Origin of the sequence: Kosakonia sp. N21 (assembly GCF_050587465.1) — a bacterium.
Lineage (GTDB): Bacteria > Pseudomonadota > Gammaproteobacteria > Enterobacterales > Enterobacteriaceae.
In genome coordinates this window covers 1-20,673 of sequence record NZ_JBOBHR010000003.1, presented here as the reverse complement: position 1 = coordinate 20,673, position 20,673 = coordinate 1, and the positions used below count along the sequence as shown (strand labels likewise).

At 54.8% G+C, this 20,673-nt stretch carries 16 protein-coding genes; 7 read left to right on the top strand and 9 right to left on the bottom strand.

The features are described from left to right. Positions 1–184: 184 nt before the first annotated feature. The 3 genes from rtcR to ACQ3G7_RS07215 all read left to right on the top strand — a co-directional run bounded on the left by rtcR (position 185) and on the right by ACQ3G7_RS07215 (position 3,279). On the top strand, positions 185–1,771 hold the full coding sequence (gene rtcR / locus ACQ3G7_RS07225; RefSeq protein WP_430889362.1) for an RNA repair transcriptional activator RtcR: 1,587 nt from the start codon (positions 185–187) through the stop codon (positions 1,769–1,771). Positions 1,772–1,903: 132 nt separating this feature from the next. After that, a complete protein-coding gene (panS, locus tag ACQ3G7_RS07220) occupies positions 1,904–2,848 on the top strand; it encodes a ketopantoate/pantoate/pantothenate transporter PanS (protein ID WP_263098467.1) in 945 nt (314 codons plus the stop codon). A 158-nt stretch (positions 2,849–3,006) separates the two neighbouring features. Beyond that, positions 3,007–3,279: a YjbD family protein gene (locus ACQ3G7_RS07215; protein WP_061498925.1), complete on the top strand. Its 273-nt coding sequence runs from the start codon at positions 3,007–3,009 to the stop codon at positions 3,277–3,279. On the opposite strand, the gene rluF is transcribed toward ACQ3G7_RS07215, so the two are convergent. The 5 genes from rluF to metH form a co-directional block, all read right to left on the bottom strand. Next, positions 3,280–4,143 carry a 23S rRNA pseudouridine(2604) synthase RluF gene (gene rluF, locus ACQ3G7_RS07210; protein ID WP_263098468.1) on the bottom strand — a complete coding sequence of 288 codons (864 nt, stop codon included), beginning with the start codon at positions 4,141–4,143 and terminating at the stop codon, positions 3,280–3,282. It abuts the gene before it with no gap. Positions 4,144–4,314: 171 nt separating this feature from the next. Then, a complete protein-coding gene (locus ACQ3G7_RS07205) occupies positions 4,315–5,946 on the bottom strand; it encodes a Na/Pi cotransporter family protein (RefSeq protein ID WP_430889361.1) in 1,632 nt (543 codons plus the stop codon). 166 nt (positions 5,947–6,112) lie between these two features. Beyond that, positions 6,113–6,580 (bottom strand): hypothetical protein, encoded by a 468-nt coding sequence (locus ACQ3G7_RS07200; RefSeq protein WP_430889360.1) that lies wholly within the window; start codon positions 6,578–6,580, stop codon positions 6,113–6,115. Then, complete coding sequence (locus ACQ3G7_RS07195) at positions 6,564–7,373, bottom strand: DUF8093 domain-containing protein (RefSeq protein WP_496353477.1); 810 nt, start codon at positions 7,371–7,373, stop codon at positions 6,564–6,566. The genes ACQ3G7_RS07200 and ACQ3G7_RS07195 overlap by 17 nt, the downstream gene beginning before the upstream one ends. Positions 7,374–7,603: 230 nt before the next feature. After that, positions 7,604–11,290: a methionine synthase gene (metH, locus tag ACQ3G7_RS07190; RefSeq protein ID WP_430889359.1), complete on the bottom strand. Its 3,687-nt coding sequence runs from the start codon at positions 11,288–11,290 to the stop codon at positions 7,604–7,606. Positions 11,291–11,484: 194 nt separating this feature from the next. On the opposite strand from metH, the gene iclR reads away from it, so the two are divergent. From iclR to ACQ3G7_RS07170, 4 genes are read left to right on the top strand one after another with little or no spacing between them, the layout of a single operon-like run. Further along, positions 11,485–12,309, top strand: a complete 825-nt coding sequence (iclR, locus tag ACQ3G7_RS07185; protein ID WP_061498942.1) for a glyoxylate bypass operon transcriptional repressor IclR — start codon at positions 11,485–11,487, stop codon at positions 12,307–12,309. A 57-nt stretch (positions 12,310–12,366) separates the two neighbouring features. Next, positions 12,367–13,029, top strand: a complete 663-nt coding sequence (locus ACQ3G7_RS07180) for a CDP-alcohol phosphatidyltransferase family protein (protein WP_430889358.1) — start codon at positions 12,367–12,369, stop codon at positions 13,027–13,029. Further along, positions 13,026–13,682, top strand: coding sequence for a lysophospholipid acyltransferase family protein (locus tag ACQ3G7_RS07175; RefSeq protein ID WP_430889357.1), 657 nt, complete (start codon positions 13,026–13,028; stop codon positions 13,680–13,682). The genes ACQ3G7_RS07180 and ACQ3G7_RS07175 overlap by 4 nt, the downstream gene beginning before the upstream one ends. Continuing rightward, a complete protein-coding gene (locus ACQ3G7_RS07170; protein ID WP_430889356.1) occupies positions 13,675–14,607 on the top strand; it encodes a phosphatidate cytidylyltransferase in 933 nt (310 codons plus the stop codon). Before ACQ3G7_RS07175 ends, ACQ3G7_RS07170 begins: the two co-directional genes overlap by 8 nt. Before the next feature lies 1 nt (position 14,608). Here the strand turns inward: ACQ3G7_RS07170 and aceK are convergent, their stop codons facing one another. From aceK to metA, 4 genes are all read right to left on the bottom strand, one after another. Beyond that, positions 14,609–16,357 carry a bifunctional isocitrate dehydrogenase kinase/phosphatase gene (gene aceK, locus ACQ3G7_RS07165; protein WP_430889355.1) on the bottom strand — a complete coding sequence of 583 codons (1,749 nt, stop codon included), beginning with the start codon at positions 16,355–16,357 and terminating at the stop codon, positions 14,609–14,611. A 48-nt stretch (positions 16,358–16,405) separates the two neighbouring features. Continuing rightward, positions 16,406–17,710 (bottom strand): isocitrate lyase, encoded by a 1,305-nt coding sequence (aceA, locus tag ACQ3G7_RS07160; protein WP_430889354.1) that lies wholly within the window; start codon positions 17,708–17,710, stop codon positions 16,406–16,408. A gap of 34 nt (positions 17,711–17,744) precedes the next feature. Beyond that, positions 17,745–19,346, bottom strand: a complete 1,602-nt coding sequence (gene aceB / locus ACQ3G7_RS07155; protein WP_430889353.1) for a malate synthase A — start codon at positions 19,344–19,346, stop codon at positions 17,745–17,747. 246 nt (positions 19,347–19,592) lie between these two features. After that, complete coding sequence (gene metA / locus ACQ3G7_RS07150) at positions 19,593–20,522, bottom strand: homoserine O-succinyltransferase MetA (protein ID WP_430889352.1); 930 nt, start codon at positions 20,520–20,522, stop codon at positions 19,593–19,595. Between the last annotated feature and the right edge of the window lie 151 nt (positions 20,523–20,673).

The following is a 20,673-nucleotide window of genomic DNA, read 5'->3' as shown; positions in this document are numbered from 1 at the left end:
CCTGCGAACCCAGCATGCTGACAGGGTAGTTATTGCCAGATGCGTGCCAAAATAGAAAAACAGTCAATTAAATTTTTAATTATCTGATAAATAAACATTTTATTTTTAACGCCGCGAAGAACAGTTGCGAGTCAGGAAGGTATTTTTTATCCTTAAATATCGACCTTTATCTTTCAGGATAAAAATGAAACGTCGGGTGGTGATTGGTGTACTGGGCACGGTGCTGGATAAACGGGGAAAACGGCAAAACCGCTTTCGTAAATGGCGGCCAACGGTAGGGCTATGCCAGCAGCCAGATTTCCCTGTCGATCGTCTCGAACTGCTGCATCAACCGCGGGATAAAGGGCTGGCGCAACAGGCGGCGGACGACATTGCGCAGCTCTCTCCCGATACCCGCGTTCGCACATATGCGGTGACGATTAAAGATCCGTGGGATTTTGAAGAGGTGTATGCCGCCTTTCTCGATTTCGCCACACACTATCCGTTCGATACGGACAACGAAGAGTATCTGGTGCATATCACTACCGGGACGCACGTCGCACAAATCTGTTGGTTTTTGCTGACGGAAGCGCGTTATCTGCCCGCCAGCTTGTTGCAAACCGGCCCGGCGGCAAAAGGTTCTTCTGATGAGGCGATTGCCGCTGGCGTCTGTTCGGTGATCGATCTCGATTTAAGCCGTTATGCCACGTTAACCAGCCGTTTCCAGCGTGAACAACAGCAGTCGGTGTCATTTCTGAAATCCGGCATTGATACCCGCAACACCACCTTTAACCGGCTCATCGATCAGATTGAACGCGTCGCGCTGCGTTCAACGGCACCGATCCTGCTCACAGGCCCCACCGGTGCAGGCAAATCGTTTCTGGCAAAACGCATCTTCCAGTTACGTCAGTCACGCCACCTGGTGCCGGGGCGACTGGTGGCGGTGAACTGCGCGACGCTGCGCGGCGATAACGCCATGTCGACGCTGTTCGGCCATGTGAAAGGTACCTTTACGGGTGCACAACAGGCACGTACTGGCCTGCTGCGTGAAGCAGATGGCGGCGTACTGTTCCTCGATGAAATCGCCGAACTGGGGCTGGATGAGCAGGCCATGCTGCTGAAAGCGATTGAAGAGAAAACCTTTTTCCCCTTCGGTTCCGATAAAGAAGTACACAGCGACTTCCAGTTGATCGCCGGGACACACCGGAATATGCAGCAGTGGGTGGATGAGGGTCGCTTTCGCGAAGATCTCTATGCGCGTATCAATATGTGGACCTTTGCGCTGCCGGGGCTGGCAGATCGCCGGGAGGATATCGCCCCCAATATTGAGTATGAGTTGCAACGTTTTGCGCTGGAGCAACAGACACAAATCCGTTTCGATAAAGATGCCCGTGAGCGCTACCTGGCTTTCGCCTGTTCGCCACACGCGGCATGGCGGGGAAACTTCCGCGAACTCAGTACATCGATTGCGCGTATGGCCACGCTGGCCGAGCAAGGGCGCATTACGCTCGCGCTGGTCAATGAAGAGCTACAGCGCCTGGAGCACCACTGGCGCGGCGCACCGGCCTCTTCCGCGCTGCCGATAGATCTCAGCGCGCTTGATCTCTTTGATCAACGCCAACTGGAAACCGTGATCGCCATTTGCCGCCGCAGTCAGACGCTGTCGGAAGCCGGGCGCGAACTGTTTGCGGTTTCCCGGCAGAAAAAGGCGAACCCGAATGATGCGGATCGCCTGCGCAAATACCTTGCCCGCTTCGGGTTAAGCTGGGAAAGCGTGCGCAGCGCAACATAAAACATCTTCATCATAATTCGTTTGAATAATATTCCTTAGCACGATAAACAATAACTATGGTCGGGCCCGATCCCGACCCTTATTACAAAAAAGACAACACGACACGACATAACAATCGCAAGGAATAGATACATGCTCGCAACTCTCACGCGGCTGTTCCCGTTATGGGCACTGCTGCTCTCTGTCCTCGCCTATTACTTCCCACCGACGTTTATTGCCATCGGCCCGTGGGTCACCACGCTGCTGATGCTGATTATGCTGGGTATGGGCGTGCACCTGAAAATCGACGACTTCAAACGCGTTCTGGCGCGCCCAGCGCCGGTCGCGGCAGGGATTTTCCTGCACTATCTGGTGATGCCGCTGGCGGCATGGCTATTGGCGTTGATATTTAAAATGCCGCCGGATCTCTCCGCCGGAATGGTACTGGTCGGTAGCGTCGCCAGCGGTACGGCGTCAAACGTGATGATTTATCTGGCAAAAGGCGACGTGGCGCTGTCCGTGACTATCTCGTCGGTTTCCACCCTGGTTGGTGTGATTGCGACGCCGCTGCTGACGCGGTTGTATGTGGATGCGCATATTCAGGTGGATGTGATGGGAATGCTGCTAAGCATCCTGCAAATTGTGGTGATCCCGATTGGCCTGGGGCTGGTGATCCACCATCTGTTCCCGCGTCTGGTCAAGGCCGTGGAACCCTGGCTGCCTGCGTTCTCGATGGTCTGCATTCTGGCGATTATCAGCGCCGTGGTTGCCGGTTCCGCCGCGTATATTGCCTCGGTCGGTCTGGTGGTTATCGCCGCCGTGATCCTGCATAACAGCATCGGTCTGCTCGGTGGTTACTGGGGCGGGCGTCTGTTCGGGTTTGACGAGTCCACCTGCCGCACGCTGGCCATTGAAGTGGGGATGCAGAACTCCGGCCTGGCGGCAGCACTGGGGAAAATTTACTTTTCGCCACTCGCGGCACTGCCGGGTGCGCTGTTCTCCGTCTGGCATAACCTGTCCGGCTCGCTGCTGGCGGGCTACTGGTCCGGTAAACCGGTGGATGGGCGGAAAACAGAAGCGGTGACAGAGCGCGAATAACCGGTCTGCCAGGCTTGTCCAATACGGTGCTCTGCGCACCAAGCGTAACATGACCATTTATCAGTAACGTGGGGGCGCTTTCCAGAGTTGTGCGCCCCACACATGTACAATACCCGGACATCGCGTACACTCGAAACACATCCTAGGGAGAGAGTCCTATGGCACTGACCAGATTGACGCAAAAAGAGATGACGGAGAGTGAGCAGCGGGAGCTGAAAACGCTGCTCGACCGCGCCCGCATCGCACACGGACGCCCGCTCAGCAACTCTGAAGCGAATCACGTAAAGAAAGAGTACATCGATAAACTGATGGCGCAGCGTGAAGTGGCCGCGAAGAAAGCCCGCCAGGTGAAAAAACAGCAGGCTTATAAACCGGACGAAAACACGACGTTTTCCTGGTCCGCGAACACCTCAACGCGCGGCAGGCGCTGATTAGCGCCCTTTCTTTTTCCGCCCCGGTTGGGTAAAGCGTTTGCCCGCCGGTTTGGCCCGGCTTTTCTCTTCGGGCTTTGCCACTTTCACCGCAGGTTTTTTCGCCGCCTGCGGTTTCGCTTTTGCTTTCGGCTTCGCTTCTGAGGTTGAGTTTTCAATCAGCTTAAACAGCGCAATCAGCTCATCATCCGTAAGATCGCGCCACTCTCCCGGCGGTAACCCGGTCAGGCTGACGTTCATAATGCGCGTGCGTTCCAGCTTAGTGACTTCATAACCAAAGTGTTCACACATCCGGCGGATTTGGCGATTCAGCCCCTGCACCAGCGTGATGCGGAAGGTAAATGGCGCTTCTTTCTTGACCTTGCACTTTTTGGTTACCGTGCCGAGGATCGGCACACCCGCGCTCATACCTCGCACGAACTCATCGGTAACCGGCTTATTCACCGTGACCAGATACTCTTTCTCATGATCATTGCCGGCACGCAGGATTTTATTCACCAGATCACCGTGGTTCGTGAGAAAAATCAGCCCCTGGGAATCTTTGTCTAACCGACCGATAGGGAAGATACGGCTGCTGTGATTAACAAAATCAACAATATTGTCTTTTTCGCCATCTTCCGTCGTGCTTACAATGCCAACGGGCTTATTCAACGCGATAAACACCAGATCTTCTTCGTTCCGCGGTTCGATAAGTTGACCATTCACTTTCACAACGTCTCCGGCGACAACCTGATCGCCAATACCGGCGCGCTTGCCGTTAATAAAGACATTGCCCTGTTCGATGTAACGGTCAGCCTCGCGGCGTGAGCAAATCCCGCTTTCGCTGATGTATTTGTTTAAACGTGTTGATTGGGTTGGCAGCATACATTCTCCTGTAAAAGCGGAATATAACTGGCTTACGGGAGAGATAAAAATGGATTTTTACGCCGCATAATCGAATTTGTGCACTACCGCAGTAAAAGTCGGGTTTTCAGCGCAGCGAAAGGAACGATAAAAAACAGACAGGCCGTGCCCGTGGGCACGGCACAGCACGGGTTAATTCTCGTCGCGTTCGTCGTCTTCATCCGGTTGTTCCAGCACACTGTAGGCCACAGAGCAGAACAGGGAGTTCAGGCGCTTCATGTCGCCTAACAAGCCAAGGTGCAGCGAACTGGTTTCAATGCTCTGCACGTTTTGCTGATGCAGGCGATCAACGTGCGCATGCGAGAAACGGCGATTCATAATGCGGAAACGGTGCTTGCTGCGGCGCAGACGGCGAGCGCTGGAGATATCACTGGAGAAAAATACCGACATCGCCAGTTTCAGATTCCCCACCAACCGTTCGTGCAGCGCATCCAGCTCTTTCAGGCCATCAAGGGAGAAAGCACGCCGTGCCGCCAGTGATTTGTCCGCGATGTCGCTGCCCATTCGCTCGACAATGTCAGCGGCCTGCTCAAGGTTGAGCGACATTTCGATAATTTCCGCCCAGCGCTTTGACTCCTCCTCCGCCAGTTCTCCCTGAGGAATGCGCGCCAGATAGAGCTTGATCGCGGTATACAGCACATTGACGTCATCGGCCTGCTTGCGCAGCTCTTTTCCCTGCCGCGGTTCGCCGTGCATCACTTTATGCAGCCCTTCCAGCATCAACTCCATCGCATCGCCCATACGCAGCGTTTCCCGGGCGGCATTGGCCAACGCAAGGGTCGGGGTGTCCAGCGCAGAACTGTCGAGATGCTTCGGTTTAAGGCGCGCATCCAGTTCCGGCTCCTCGCTGATGATCCGTTTACAGAACTGCGCCATCGGTCCGGCAAACGGCACCATCGCCAGGCAGCGGATCAGGTTGTAGAAGACATGGAAATAGATCACCAGTTCCGCTTCCGGCAGTGGCAGTTTTTGCATCGAGGTCGCCAGCACATGCACAAACGGCAGAATAATCAGGCTACCCACCAGCTTAAACAGCAGGCTGCCGAGCGCGACACGGCGAGCCGCGGCATTGGCGGCGCTGTTATTCAGCATCGCCAGCAGACCAGAGCCGAGATTCGCGCCAATCACCAGGCACAGCGCCACCGGGAAAGAGATAATACCTGCGGTGGTCAGCGTCGCCGTGAGCAACACCGCCGCCAGACTGGAGTAACTGATAATGGCGAATACCGCGCCAATCAACGCGTCGAGCATAATGTCGCCCGTCAACGAAGCAAAAATCACCTGTACGCCATTCGCCTGAGTGATGGGCGTGACCGCCTGCACAATCAGTTCCAGCGCCAGCAGGATCAACCCCAGGCCGATACTGACGCGGCCCAGTTGCCCTTCGCGGGTTTGCTTACGTCCGAGAAAGAAAATCACACCGAGAAAAATCAGCAACGGCGACAGCCACGAGAGATCGAACGTTAAAATGCGCGCCATCAAGGCGGTCCCGACGTCCGCACCGAGCACAATCACCAATGCCGGGGTAAGCGCCACCAGATCCTGCGCCACAAACGAGGTCACCAGCATCGTGGTGGCGTTACTGCTCTGCACCAGAGCGGTAACACCAATGCCCGCACAGAACGCGAGCGGTTTTTTTTCAACACTACGGCTGAGAACAGTGCGTAAACGCGCGCCGAACACGCGCATCACACCAGTACGGACAATATGCGTCCCCCATACCAGCAGGGCCACAGCGGAAAGCAGATGGAGCAAAGTCAACACAGGATCCGGTCCTCCTTATCATTATGCGTTGCGTGTTACCCACGAAGATAACGTCAACATTATGAATGTAAGTATAAGGCGTTAAAGCCGGGAAAAACGCAGGACGCCGCGCTGACGCCCTGTGAGTTGTAAGGGAAAATGACAATTTTGTGACAGAAACGGAGATTTAGCCGGTAATCGCGGAATCAGCATGCGGGTTGTGGTTGCGTTTGGCCCATACCACCGAACCGATTTTCAACGCCTCTGACACAAAAAACAGCAGGAACGCTCCCCACGCGGCGCTAACGCCAGTGAAGTGCATAAACAACGGAATCAACGCCAACGAACATTTTAATGATAATAAACGGGCTATTTCCTGCACAATAAAGAAGATATTATGAATATCTTTTTTCACGATCAGCGACCAGCAGGAAAAAAACAACGAGACGATCAGCGCGATATTTATAAAAAACATCACCTGAATAATCCCGCCCATCAAACCACTGACCCCCAACTGCGAATAATTGGTATAAAAACCGCTTATATCGGAATAAAAAGGAACATTGCCACTTTGCAGCGAAAAGAAGAAATAACTGACTAATGCCAGCCCATCCATAATTCCCCAAAACACCAATACTTTATTTTTTAAACTCATAATCCTCATCCCTTACGCCTGGAATCCATTGCCATGATTTACCCGACTGCGCCCAGGCATCATCTCCTTCAAGATATTTCTGGTACACCGCGCGCTTCTCGCCATAACGCCGGATCACCGAACGAGTATAGAGGATTTCGCGAGTGTCCGATGCCACGCTGTCCGGGATGGGCGTCCATAACTGAACCTTGTCACGCGAGGTATTCATATAATCCTTACCCTCGGAGCCAAATACCCGCCCTTCATCGCCCATGCTGGTTGCCCGGTTGATCAGCATCATCGCTGCGTTTTTCACGCCATGGTAATCATTTTCGCTGGTTTTCCAGTAACCTGGCCCGTACTCCGGCGTCACTGGCGCAAAGCCGCTACGCGTAGGCGCCGGGCGGCCATGCATCGCCACGCTGTCTTTAAAACCGTTCAGAATCGTTCTGATAAACACGGCGTTGAACGACAGAGGTTGTACACAAAACAGATCGCCATTCTCGGCAATAAAGAAAGGATAATAGAAGCGGCTGCGCGTACTGACATTCGGCCGCGCGACCACCACCACGCCTTTATCCACCAGGTTATCAATATGTTTTTCTTTTTGATGACCTAACGGATCGTGCGGCAATCCATACTTAAAACCGTGATGCCGTTTTATGGTGTAACCGTCAATACTGCCCAAAACATTATTCGGGCTGCTCTCAATAAAATATTCCTTTTTGATTATATTTTTCGCGATATCCGGGGCCAGGATGTTTTCAAAATCCTTCGGCAATAGATTTCTTTTTCTTATATCATAAATATCCATTTTATAATACCTAAGTTAAATTTATGACAATTAAATGAAACGTAAAAGAGTAAGCAATCTTGCCTTTTAGCCGAACGACTATCATACGCATGAAGAGGAACAAGGGTCTAAGAAAAGATCTAACTTTAAGAATGTTCTTAGTTTCAATTTGTATTATGTTTGCTTCACAATTGTTTCGCACAAATGAAATAACAAAGAAAAAGGGCATTTAAAAAAATGCCCTTCGGAAATCAGTCCGCGTCGTAGCCTAAATTGGGCGCCAGCCAGCGTTCAACCTCCGCCACCGGCATCCCTTTACGCCGCGCATAATCTTCAACCTGATCACGCTGCAGTTGCGCCACAGCGAAATACTTGCTGTCCGGATGACTGAAATACCACCCGGAAACAGATGCGCCAGGCCACATCGCAAAAGACTCCGTCAGCTTCATGCCGGTATGCGTTTCCACATCCAGCAGTTGCCAGATAGTCCCTTTTTCAGTGTGTTCCGGGCAGGCCGGGTAGCCGGGAGCCGGGCGGATCCCTTGATAATTTTCGCGGATCAGCTCGTCATTACTGAGGTTTTCATTGGGTGCATAGCCCCAGTAAACTTTACGTACCCGCTCATGCAGATATTCGGCAAACGCTTCAGCCAGACGATCGGCGACGGCTTTCACCATGATTTTGTTGTAATCATCGTGCGCCGCATCGTAGGCCTCCGCCAGCGCATCTTCCTCAAGCCCGCCAGTCACCGCGAACGCACCGATATAGTCCGCTTTGCCGCTCAGTTTTGGCGCAACGAAATCCGCCAGACAGTAGTTAGCAAAGCCCACTTTTTCTGTTTGCTGACGCAGATGGCAACCCACTGTCAGAACCTGCGTGCGGGTTTCGTCCTGGTAGATTTCAATGTCATCGCCCACGCGGTTCGCCGGGAACAGCCCCACCACACCGCGCGGATTGAGCAGCTTTTCCGCACTCAGTTTATCGAGCATCTCATTCGCGTCGGCAAACAAGCGTTTTGCCTCTTCGCCCACCACCTCATCTTCCAGAATGCGCGGGTATTTCCCCGCCAGCGACCAGGTCATAAAGAACGGCGTCCAGTCGATGTAGTTGCGCAGCGTCTCAATGCTGGCAGTCACTTCCTGCACGCCCAGCCGGTGCGCCACGGGCGGCGTATAGCTCGCCCAGTCGAAAGCCAGATCGTTCTCCCGCGCCGCCTGCAATGTCACCGGCGGTGTACGCGGTTTTTTACGCGCGTGCTGGATGCGCACGGTTTCATACTCTTTACGGATGCGAGCCACAAAATCATCATGCTGGGTGTCGGACAGCAGGGAAGCCACCACGCCCACGGTGCGCGAAGCGTTCTGCACATACACTGTCGGCCCGCTATAGTTTTGCTCGATTTTCACCGCCGTGTGCGCTTTCGAGGTAGTCGCACCGCCAATCAGCAGCGGAATGGTAAAGCCCTGGCGCTCCATCTCTTTCGCCACGTTGACCATTTCGTCCAGCGACGGAGTGATAAGACCGGAGAGACCAATCAGGTCTGCGTTTTCTTCACGCGCGGTCTTCAGGATCTTGTCGGCAGGCACCATCACGCCGAGATCGATAATCTCGTAGTTGTTACATTGCAGCACCACGCCAACAATGTTTTTCCCGATATCGTGCACATCGCCTTTCACCGTGGCGATCACCATCTTGCCGTTGCTCCTGCCCTGCTCTTTGCTGGCTTCAATATACGGCTCCAGATACGCGACCGCTTGTTTCATCACGCGGGCGGATTTCACCACCTGCGGCAGGAACATTTTCCCTTCGCCGAACAGATCGCCGACCACGTTCATGCCATCCATCAGCGGCCCCTCGATAACCTCAATCGGGCGCGCCGCCTGCTGGCGGGCTTCTTCGGTATCCAGCTCAATAAATTCCGTAATACCTTTAACCAGCGAATATTCGAGGCGTTTTTTCACGTCCCAACTGCGCCATTCCGCTTGTTGTGCGTTAGCGCCGTCATCGGCGGCTTTACTGCCGCGGTATTTCTCCGCCAGTTCGAGCATACGTTCCGTCGCATCGTCGCGGCGGTTGAGGATCACATCTTCTACGCCATCACGCAGTTCCGCAGGGAGATCGTCATAGATAGCCAGCTGCCCGGCGTTAACGATGCCCATGTCCATACCGTTGCGAATGGCGTAATAAAGGAACACGGCGTGGATCGCCTCACGCACCGGATCGTTGCCACGGAAGGAGAACGACACGTTAGAGACGCCGCCAGAGATCAGCGCATGCGGCAACTCGCGCTTGATATCTTCACACGCGCCAATAAAGTCCTGTGCGTAGTTGTTATGTTCTTCGATGCCGGTTGCGACAGCGAAAATGTTCGGGTCGAAGATAATGTCTTCCGGTGGGAACCCCACCTCTTCGGTGAGGATGTGATAAGCGCGGCGGCAAATTTCGATTTTGCGCTCGCGGGTATCCGCCTGGCCCACTTCGTCAAACGCCATCACCACAACCGCCGCGCCGTAGCGGCGAACCAGCTTCGCATGGTGAATAAAGGGCTCAACCCCTTCTTTCATTGAGATGGAGTTGACGATGCCTTTGCCCTGAATGCATTTCAGCCCTTTTTCGATCACCTCCCATTTGGAGGAGTCGATCATGATCGGCACCCGGGCAATGTCCGGCTCACCGGCAATCAGGTTGAGGAAACGCACCATCGCCGCTTCCGCATCGAGCATCCCTTCATCCATGTTGATGTCGATGATTTGCGCGCCGCTTTCCACCTGCTGACGCGCGACGTCCAGCGCCTCGCTGTATTTTTCTTCTTTAATCAGGCGTTTGAATTTAGCAGAACCGGTGACGTTGGTACGTTCGCCCACGTTCACAAACAAGCTGTCGTCGCCAATATTCAGCGGTTCGAGTCCCGCCAGACGACACGCGACAGGCACGTCCGGCAGCTTACGCGGCGGCAGACCCGCCACCACGCGGCTCATGGCGGCGATATGCTCCGGCGTGGTACCGCAGCAGCCACCGACAATATTCAGGAAGCCCGCTTCCGCCCATTCGCGGATCTGCGTGGCCATGGTGTCGGCATCCAGATCGTACTCGCCGAAGGCGTTCGGCAGACCGGCGTTCGGGTGCGCGGTAACGTAGCATTCCGCAATGCGCGACAGCTCCTGCACGTACTGGCGCAATTCATCCGGCCCCAGCGCGCAGTTCAGGCCGAAGGTGAGCGCATCGGCGTGGCGCAGCGAGTTATAAAACGCTTCGGTCGTCTGACCGGAAAGCGTACGCCCGGACGCATCGGTAATGGTGCCGGAAATCATGATCGGCAGCTCGACGCCCAGCGCATCGAACTCCTCTTTAACGGCGAAGATCGCCGCTTTGGCATTCAGCGTATCGAACACCGTTTCGATAAGGATCAGGTCCGATCCGCCTTCCACCAGCGCTTTGGTCGACTCACGGTAAGCGGCGACCAGCTGATCAAACGAGATGTTACGAAACGCCGGATCGTTCACATCCGGTGAGATAGAAGCAGTGCGGTTGGTCGGGCCAAGTACCCCCGCCACGTAACGCGGCTTGTCCGGGGTTTGTGCGGTCCATTTGTCCGCACTGGCGCGGGCCAGTTTGGCCGCGGCAAAGTTGATCTCCGCCGACAGGGATTCCATCTGGTAATCCGCCATGGCGATGGTCGTTGAGTTGAAGGTATTGGTTTCGATGATGTCAGCGCCCGCCGCAAAGTAGGCGTCATGGATGGCGGCAATCACCTCCGGCTTGCTGAGCACCAGCAAGTCGTTGTTACCTTTCAGATCGCAGGGCCAGTCGGCGAAGCGCTCGCCGCGAAAATCCTGCTCACTCAAACGGTAGCTCTGGATCATGGTGCCCATGCCCCCATCCAGAACCAGAATTCTTTCGTTTAATTGCTGTTTCAGTTGCTCAACTTTGCTGCTCACACGTGCTCCCGACAACGCTCAATCAGGCCAAAAGGCCAGCAGGACATACTGGCACAAAGTAACAGACCGGAAAAGCGGAGCCGGGTTAACATGAGAGATGTTCAGCATCACTCATCCGATCAGTCTGCAACGGAGTTGCGTTATACTCACTTAAAACGAAAATGATTTCCACGATACAGAAAAAGGAGCCAGCCATGGTTGCTTCCGTTCCCGCTAAACGGGGTAGAAAAGCCACGACTCCCGCCGCACCAGCCGGTGGGCAAGTCCAGTCACTGACCCGCGGCCTGAAACTGCTGGAATGGATAGCCGAGTCCCACGGCAGCGTCGCACTGACCGAGCTGGCGCAGCAGGCAGGTTTGCCGAACTCCACCACCCACCGTTTACTGACCACCATGCAGCAACTGGGCTTTGTTCGCCAGGTTGGCGATTTGGGCCACTGGTCGGTGGGTGCGCATGCGTTTATCGTTGGCAGCAGCTTTTTGCAGAGCCGCAACCTGATGGCCATTGTGCACCCGATCCTGCGTAAATTAATGGAGGCGTCCGGGGAAACGGTCAATCTTGCCGTGCTGGATCAAAGCGATCATCAGGCAATTATTATCGATCAAGTGCAATGTACCCAACTGATGCGCATGTCAGCGCCCATTGGCGGTAAATTGCCGATGCATGCTTCCGGCGCGGGTAAAGCGTTTTTAGCGAATCTGAATGATGAACAGGTCAGCAGCTTACTGCATCGTAAAGGGCTGCATGCCTACACCCATGCGACGCTGGTTTCGCCAGTGCACCTGAAAGAGGATCTCGCCCAGACGCGCAAACGAGGCTACTCGTTTGACGATGAAGAGCACGCACTCGGCCTGCGCTGCGTAGCGTCCTGTATTTATGACGAGCATGGCCAGCCGTTTGCGGCTATCTCTATTTCCGGGCCGCTGTCGCGCATTACCGACGATCGTGTGACGGAACTGGGGGCGATGGTGATCCGCGGGGCAAAAGAGGTAACCCTGGAATTTGGGGGAATGCGTTAACTTCAAAAGGTTATATACTGCCCGTCCATTTTTTACTCATCTTACGGGATGCTTCCGATGACCAGGGAAGTTCACGATCGTCGTCCGGTCCGGACGCGCAATACACGCTGGGCGGCGGCAGCTGCCCGGTATTTACGCCAAAAGGGCTGCACACCAAACGCCATTTCGCTGTTCAGCATTGTGTTTGCGCTGCTCTCTTGCCTCTGCTTCCTTGCGGTCTGGCAAGTTGAAAATATCACCCTGCAACGCGGTCTGCTGCTGTTAGCTATCGTCGGTATCCAGGGGCGGCTTATTTGCAACCTGTTGGATGGCATGGTTGCTGTAGAAGGCGGCCTGCGTAGCCCGGCGGGCGCCGTTTTTAATGAGTTGCCTGACCGCGTGTCTGACAGTGTGCTGTTTCTTGGCGCAGGTTACGGTCTGATGGCCGTTCCCGCTGGCGTGGAGTTCGGCTGGGCGGCTTCGCTGTTTGCCTTATTTACCGCGTATGTCCGCCTGCTTGGTGGCACCTGTGGGCTGGCGCAGCAGTTCAGTGGACCGATGGCGAAGCAGCACCGTATGGCGCTGCTGACTGCGGCAACCGCCATCGCTATCGTGCTGCCGCAGTGGGGGCAACCCACCCTGCTTGGCGCGCTGGTGCTGATTGCCGTTGGCGCGGCATGGACCACCGTACGCCGAACCCGGCACATTATTCAGTCTCTTCATCAGGGGCACACGCAATGAGATTGCATTTCTCTGTGGATAAGACGGCGGTGCGGGCGTTTTTTGTGAGCCTTTGCCGCTTGTTAACGGGCGTAAAAGCCTTCTGGCGTGCGCTGCCGGAAACGGAACAGGCCACCATTTACTACGCGAATCACAGTAGCCACCTGGATGGGTTGGTGATTTGGGCCAGCTTTCCCCGTGCGCTGCGCCATCACGTTCATCCTGTTGCAGCGGCGGATTACTGGAACAAGACCGCGCTGCGCCGCTATCTTGCTACGCGCATTTTTAACGCCGTATTGGTGGATCGACGCAGTCAGGCGACAGCGTCTGAAGAGACAACGACGCCGCGCGATCCCTTACAACCGCTGACAGAAAAGCTGGAGCAAGGCCATTCGCTGATCTTCTTCCCGGAAGGGACACGCGGAACCGGCGATGAAGTCGCCGCCTTTAAAAGCGGGCTGTTCCATCTGGCGCAGCGTATGCCGCAGGTGCAACTGGTTCCGGTATGGCTGGAGAATATGAACCGCGTATTGCCGAAAGGGTCGCGTCTGGTGGTGCCTATCATCTGCACGGCAACCTTTGGCGAACCGATTTCCGGCCCGATGGAGCAGGAGACAAAGCGGGAATTTTTAATGCGTGCAAAAGAGGCTCTGGAGGCGCTGACTCATGATTAATGTTGATGCTGAGCTGCGCCTGCTGCTGAGCGGGCTGTTTATCCTGCTTGCCGTCGCCAGTGCGATTGGTTTTGTCCTGTCGCGCTGTTACCAAAACGCCACGATTGCCAATCTTAACGCCCGTATCCGCGCCTGGTGGCTGATGTGCACCGTGTCGGTGGTCGCCATGCTGATTGGCCCAATCGGCTCGGTGGTGCTGTTTGCGCTGATGTCTTTTTTCGCGCTACGCGAATGCATTACGCTGATGCCAACCCGTCGTGGCGATCACGAAGCGTTGTTCTGGTGCTTCTTTATTATTTTACCCGTGCAGTATCTGTTGGTGGGTATTCAGTGGTACGCCGTGTTCGTCATTTTTATCCCGGTGTATGCGTTTTTGTTTATTCCGGCTCGCGTGGCCATCGCCGGCGATACGCATCACTTCCTCGAGCGCAGCGCGAAAATCCAGTGGAGTCTGATGATGGCGGTCTACTGCGTCAGTCATGCGCCCGCGTTGTTGATGTTGTCTATTCCCGGTTACAGCGGCCAGAACATCAAACTGGTGCTGTTTATGATGATTGTCGTGCAAATCTCGGACGTGCTGCAGTATGTGTTCGGTAAGCTGTGGGGCAAACGTCCGATCGTGCCCAAACTGAGTCCCAATAAAACGGTTGAGGGCTTCGTTGGCGGCATTCTCAGCGCCAGTCTGGTGGGGGCCGGGTTATGGTGGATCACGCCGTTCAACCCCTGGCAGGCGTTTGTGATTTCGCTGCTGATCACCTTGCTCGGCTTCCTTGGCGGGTTGTGCATGTCGGCCATCAAGCGCGATCGCGGGGTGAAAGATTTTGGGGCGATGCTCGAAGGGCACGGCGGCATGATGGACAGAATCGATTCGCTCTGTTTCGCCGCCCCCATTTTCTTCCATGTGGTGCGTTACTACTTTACCTGACCTATCCCGCCTGCCGCAGCGCGGTCGCGCCAAAGCGTACGCTAAAGCGCTGACGCCTGCGGTAGGCGTAAACATCTTCCACATGCCCGTTGCGGATGCGCATTTGCAGCCCGCGCCAGTAGTCAGCACGCAGTAAATCAGCGTGCATCTCCTCAAACAGCGGGCCAATTTTCGGGTCGGCGCACAGCCAGTGGCGAAACTCCTCCGGGAAAACATCCCCTGGGGTCACGCTGTACCACGGCTCGGCGCTGAGCTCATCTTCCGGGTAGCGCGGTGCAGGGATATCGCGAAAATTCACTTCGGTCATATAGCAAATTTCGTCATAGTCATAGAACACTACCCGCCCGTGTCGGGTGACGCCGAAATTTTTAAATAACATATCGCCGGGGAAGATATTGGCGGCGGCCAGTTGGCGAATGGCATTGCCGTACTCTTCCACCGCATCGCGCAGTTGCTGGCCTTTGACCTGCTCAAACCACAGGTTGAGCGGCACCATCCGTCGCTCAATATAGAGGTGACTTATCGCAATGCGATCGCCGAGATCGGTGATCTTGCCCGGTGCCTGCTCCCGTAATAACGCCATTAACGCCGGTGAAATTTGCCGCTTTTCCAGCACGAAGTTTTCAAACTCTTGCGTATCGGCCATGCGCCCGACGCGATCGTGTTCTTTAACCAGCTGATAGCAGGCGCGAACATGGGCCGCACTCATCTCCTTTTGCGGCGGGAACACGTCCTTGATCACCTTGAATACCCGATCGAAGCCCGGCAGTGTAAACACCAGCATCACCATACCGCGGATCCCCGGCGCTTCAATAAACTGCTCATCGCTGGCGTTGATGTAGTTCAGATACTCGCGGTAGCTTTCCGTTTTGCCATGTTTCTGGCAGCCAATCGCCATGTACAGCTCTGCGGTGGTCTTGCCGGGGAGGATTTCGCGCAGCCATTCCACGGTAGCCGCAGGTAGCGGGGCATAGACCATAAAATAGGAGCGGGCGAAACCAAACACTATACTGGCTTCGGCGTGGGTGGTCAGACAGGTATCAACAAACAGTTCCCCGTCATCGCTGCGGTGAACCGGCAACAAAAAGGGCAGCGTCGCCACCGGCGTGATCAGCTTACCGACCAGCCAGGCCGCTTTGTTACGGTAGAACAGCTCGTTTGCGACCTGCAAATGCGACTGGCTCAGGGTTTCCGGGCCAAATGCATCCGTCAGATGTGCCGCGATATAACCGACATCGCGCGCTTTATCCTGCCAGGGCAGACGCAGCGGTAAATCAGACAGGACTTTGGTCAGCAGCGCTTCCCAACCGCGCTCCGGCCAGAATGCTTTCGCCAGCGGTCGTGGAATCGTGCGAAAACGCCGCTCGGGCTGCGAACTGAAGATAAACAAGCGTTCCGGCGTCAGCGAACGGTGATCAAACAGGCGGCAATAGACGGAGTTAAAGAAACTTTCGGCAATTTCAAAGCGTGGATAGTCCGGCAGCAACTGGGTGTAGTGCTCTTTTACCCGCAGCAGGAAAGCGGCATCCGGGCTTTGGCTGTCTGTGATGCAGCGTAACTGCTCCACCACCAGTCCCACATGATGATCGTAGAGGTGAATACGCTGTTTCATGGCTTGCTGGACGGCCTGCCAGTCTGCCTGCTCAAAGCGCTGTTGCGCGCCGGAGGTCACTTCCAGAAACCGACCATATTGAGCATCGAAGCCCTGTAAGATCGTTTGTGCAATCAGCAGTTCCAGGCCACGCGACATAGCTTTCCCTCATTTGTCCCTCCCCCCGACGGGGAGAGGGAGAACAGATCAGAACTGTGCTTCTTCCGTCGACCCGGTCAGCGCGGTGACCGAAGAGGTTCCGCCCTGAATAATGGTGGTCACCTTATCGAAGTAGCCCGTACCAACCTCCTGCTGATGCGAAACAAAGGTATAGCCCTCTTTGCCTGCAGCGAACTCCGGCTGTTGCACCTTCTCAACATAGTGTTTCATCCCCTCACCTTGTGCATAGGCGTGGGCCAAATCGAACATGTTGAACCACATGCTGTGGATGCCCGCGAGGGTAATAAACTGGAATTTATACCCCATGTCCGACAGCGCCTGCTGGAAACGCGCGATGGTGCTGTCGTCGAGATTTTTCTTCCAGTTAAACGATGGCGAACAGTTGTAGGCCAGCAGTTTGCCGGGGAATTTCGCGTGGATGGCTTCGGCGAAACGACGGGCCAGCTCAAGATCCGGCGTTGACGTTTCGCACCACACCAGGTCGGCGTACGGCGCATACGCCAGGCCGCGGCTGATGGCTTGCTCGATACCGGCGTGGGTACGATAAAAACCTTCACTGGTGCGCTCACCGGTAATAAACGCGCTGTCATACGGGTCGCAGTCGGAGGTCACCAGATCGGCAGCATCGGCGTCGGTACGGGCGACCAGCAATGTTGGTACGCCCAGCACATCCGCAGCCAGGCGCGCGGCAACCAGTTTCTGTACGGCTTCCTGGGTTGGTACCAGCACTTTACCGCCCATGTGGCCGCATTTTTTCACCGAGGCGAGCTGATCTTCGAAGTGAACCGCCGCTGCACCGGCTTCGATCATCGATTTCATCAGTTCAAATGCGTTCAGCACCCCGCCAAAACCGGCTTCGGCATCGGCAACGATCGGCAGGAAGTAATCCACAAAGCGCGGATCGCCGGGTTCAATGCCTGCCGCCCACTGGATCTGATCCGCACGGCGGAAGGTGTTATTGATGCGCTCCACCACCGATGGCACCGAGTTTGCCGGGTACAGCGACTGGTCCGGATACATGCTGGAGGCCAGGTTTGCATCTGCCGCCACCTGCCAGCCGGAGAGATATACAGCTTCAATACCCGCTTTCGCCTGTTGCAACGCCTGGCCGCCTGTCAACGCGCCAAGGCTGTTGATATACCCTTTTTTCGACTCGCCATGCAGCAAGCGCCACATTTTGGCGGCGCCGAGTTGCGCCAGCGTACATTCCGGGTTTACCGAGCCACGTAATTTCACCACCTCTTCCGCCGTATAGGGGCGGCGAATGCCTTCCCAGCGCGGTTGTGTCCACTCTTTTTGTAATGCTTCGATTTGTTGGGTACGGGTTTTCATATGCAGATGCTCCATAGTGTGACAGGTGGTTGAATTACGCTAACAGGCGGTAGCCAGGCAACGTCAGGAAATCGATCAGCTCATCAGACGTGGTGATCTGCTCCATCAGGCGTGCGGCATCATCAAACCGCCCGCTGCTAAAGCGGTGTTCACCCAACTCTTCCTGAATGACCAGCATCTCTTCAGCCAGCATCTGGCGGAACAGCGCTTTGGTCACCGCTTTGCCGTTGCTCAGCGTTTTTTCGTGGTGGATCCATTGCCAGATGGACGTGCGGGAAATTTCCGCCGTGGCGGCATCTTCCATCAGGCCGTAAATCGGCACGCAACCATTACCGGAGATCCACGCTTCGATGTACTGCACCGCCACACGAATGTTGGCGCGCATGCCTTCTTCTGTGCGTTCGCCTTCGCAAGGCGCCAGCAGTTGATCAGCGGTGATCGGCGCATCCTCTTCACGGCTCACCGACAACTGATTTTTGTGGTCGCCCAGTGCAGCGTTAAACACCTCCATCACCGTGTCGCCAAGACCCGGGTGGGCAATCCACGTACCGTCATGACCGTTTTTGGCTTCGAGCTCTTTATCCGCTTTAACCTTGTTCAGTACCCAGTTATTACGTTCTGCATCTTTGCTGGGGATAAACGCCGCCATACCGCCCATCGCAAACGCGCCGCGACGATGACAGGTTTTGATCAGCAGACGGGAATAAGCGCTGAGGAACGGTTTGTCCATCGTCACGACCTGGCGATCGGGCAGGACACGGTCCGGGTAGTTTTTTAAGGTTTTGATATAGCTGAAGATATAATCCCAGCGCCCGCAGTTAAGCCCGACGATATGGTCACGCAGGGCATGCAGGATCTCATCCATCTGGAATACCGCCGGCAGGGTTTCAATCAGCAAGGTTGCTTTGATTGTGCCGCGCGGCAGGTTAAAGCGGTCTTCCGTAAAACTAAAGACCTCACTCCACCATGCCGCTTCTTGCCAGGACTGGGTTTTTGGCAGATAGAAATAGGGACCGCTGCCTTTGGCGAGCAGGTTTTTATGGTTGTGGAAAAAGTAGAGCGCAAAATCAAACAGGCTGCCGGGGATGGCTTCTTCACGCCAGGTGACGTGCTTCTCTGGCAAGTGCAAACCGCGTACGCGGCAAACCAGTACCGCCGGGTTGGGTTTGAGTTGATAGATTTTACCTGCTTCGTTGGTATAGCTGATGGTGCCGTTAACCGCATCGCGCAGGTTGATCTGCCCGTCGATCACTTTTTCCCAGTTTGGTGCCAGCGAATCTTCAAAATCCGCCATAAACACTTTCACATTCGCGTTGAGCGCATTGATAACCATTTTGCGCTCAACCGGCCCGGTGATCTCCACCCGGCGATCGAGTAAATCGCCAGGGATACCGCGGATAGTCCAGTCACTTTCGCGAATGGAAGCTGTTTCCGAAATAAAACCAGGCAACGTACCGGCATCGATCTGCTGTTGCTGGCGCAGACGCGCAGCCAATAACTGATTGCGTTTTGGCGTAAAGCGGGTGACCAGCTCACTCAGAAATTCCACCGCCGCAGACGTGAGGATCTGTTTTTCCTGCTCGCCATAGGGCTGCGTAAAGGCCAGTTCATCGGTTGTTGTCGCCTGTTGTGTCATGGTACGGCTCCTCATTTGTGCATCGAAGACATTTCCCAATGCGAACGAAGATCGGGTGTGCAGTTTTCGTTCAGCAGGATCAATCCTGGCTAATTATTTTTCCAAAATCAAAAACAATTTCCATTTTTAATTTAAAATGAAATTAACTTACTGATAACATAGAAGTTATAGTTTTATTTGGTTGTGAAGTGATTTTCGGAAATAAAAAAGGCGCCCGAAGGCGCCTGTAGTGCAGGGCTGAAACGCTTAATCCAGCGTCGGATTCATATGACGTAGATCGAATGGCGTGATCTGGTAGACGTAGTAGTTAAGCCAGTTGATGAACAGCAAATTACCGTGGCTGCGCCAGGAAGCGTGCGGCGTGTTCTGCGGATCGTCTTTCGGGAAATAGTTGTACGGCAACTCCGGACTCAGACCAGCATCTACATCGCGGAAGTACTCACTCGCCAGCGTATTGGCATCGTATTCCGGGTGCCCCGTGACAAAGGCAATACGTTTGTCCTTGCTGGCAAACAGATAGGCGTCTCCGCCTTCGGTTTCCGCGAGAATATCCAGATCGGTGTAATCACGGATCAATGCGGCCGGGAAGTCGGCATAACGGGAGTGTGGAGCCAGGAATACATCGTCAAAACCACGGGTCAGTAGGGCATGAGGATGAAGAATGCGATGTTCGTATACGCCTGAGAGTTTTTCGCTGCGGGTCTGTTTAGGAATGCCATAGAGGATGTTTAATGCGGCTTGTACCGCCCAACAGACAAATAGCGTTGAGGTGACGTGATCTTTTGCCCACTCCAGCACCTGCTCGATTTGAGGCCAGTAGGCAACATCGTTGAATTCCACCAACCCTAACGGCGCGCCGGTGACGATCAAGCCATCGTAGTTTTCGTGACAGATCTCGTCGAAGTTGCAATAGAAGGTGTTCAGATGTTCGGCAGGCGTATTGCGCGACTCGCGTGAGTCGATACGCAGCAGCCGCACATCCACCTGCAGCGGTGAGTTCGACAGCAGGCGCAGGAACTGGTTTTCCGTCTCAATTTTCTTCGGCATCAGGTTGAGGATAAGCACCTTCAGCGGACGAATTTCCTGAACTGTTGCGCGCGAGGTTGTCATTACAAAGACATTCTCATCACGTAAGAAGTTGACGGCTGGCAGCTCGTCCTGCACCCGAATCGGCATAACTTATATCCTCACTGCATACGTTTAAACGTTTAGACATCCAGATAGCCGAAGATACCCAGGAATTGTCAAAATGTCGAGTCCGCAAGTGGAAGGTGAGAAAGTTTCACGTCATTGCCCGCCTGCAACAGGCCAGGCCACATGATAAAAC

Coding starts and splice junctions, on each gene's coding strand:
- rtcR (WP_430889362.1), top strand. CDS start 185: ATGAAACGTCGGGTGGTGATTGGTGTACTGGGCACGGTGCTGGATAAA.
- panS (WP_263098467.1), top strand. CDS start 1,904: ATGCTCGCAACTCTCACGCGGCTGTTCCCGTTATGGGCACTGCTGCTC.
- ACQ3G7_RS07215 (WP_061498925.1), top strand. CDS start 3,007: ATGGCACTGACCAGATTGACGCAAAAAGAGATGACGGAGAGTGAGCAG.
- rluF (WP_263098468.1), bottom strand. CDS start 4,143: ATGCTGCCAACCCAATCAACACGTTTAAACAAATACATCAGCGAAAGC.
- ACQ3G7_RS07200 (WP_430889360.1), bottom strand. CDS start 6,580: ATGAGTTTAAAAAATAAAGTATTGGTGTTTTGGGGAATTATGGATGGG.
- ACQ3G7_RS07195 (WP_496353477.1), bottom strand. CDS start 7,373: ATGGATATTTATGATATAAGAAAAAGAAATCTATTGCCGAAGGATTTT.
- iclR (WP_061498942.1), top strand. CDS start 11,485: ATGGTTGCTTCCGTTCCCGCTAAACGGGGTAGAAAAGCCACGACTCCC.
- ACQ3G7_RS07180 (WP_430889358.1), top strand. CDS start 12,367: ATGACCAGGGAAGTTCACGATCGTCGTCCGGTCCGGACGCGCAATACA.
- ACQ3G7_RS07175 (WP_430889357.1), top strand. CDS start 13,026: ATGAGATTGCATTTCTCTGTGGATAAGACGGCGGTGCGGGCGTTTTTT.
- ACQ3G7_RS07170 (WP_430889356.1), top strand. CDS start 13,675: ATGATTAATGTTGATGCTGAGCTGCGCCTGCTGCTGAGCGGGCTGTTT.
- aceK (WP_430889355.1), bottom strand. CDS start 16,357: ATGTCGCGTGGCCTGGAACTGCTGATTGCACAAACGATCTTACAGGGC.
- aceA (WP_430889354.1), bottom strand. CDS start 17,710: ATGAAAACCCGTACCCAACAAATCGAAGCATTACAAAAAGAGTGGACA.
- aceB (WP_430889353.1), bottom strand. CDS start 19,346: ATGACACAACAGGCGACAACAACCGATGAACTGGCCTTTACGCAGCCC.
- metA (WP_430889352.1), bottom strand. CDS start 20,522: ATGCCGATTCGGGTGCAGGACGAGCTGCCAGCCGTCAACTTCTTACGT.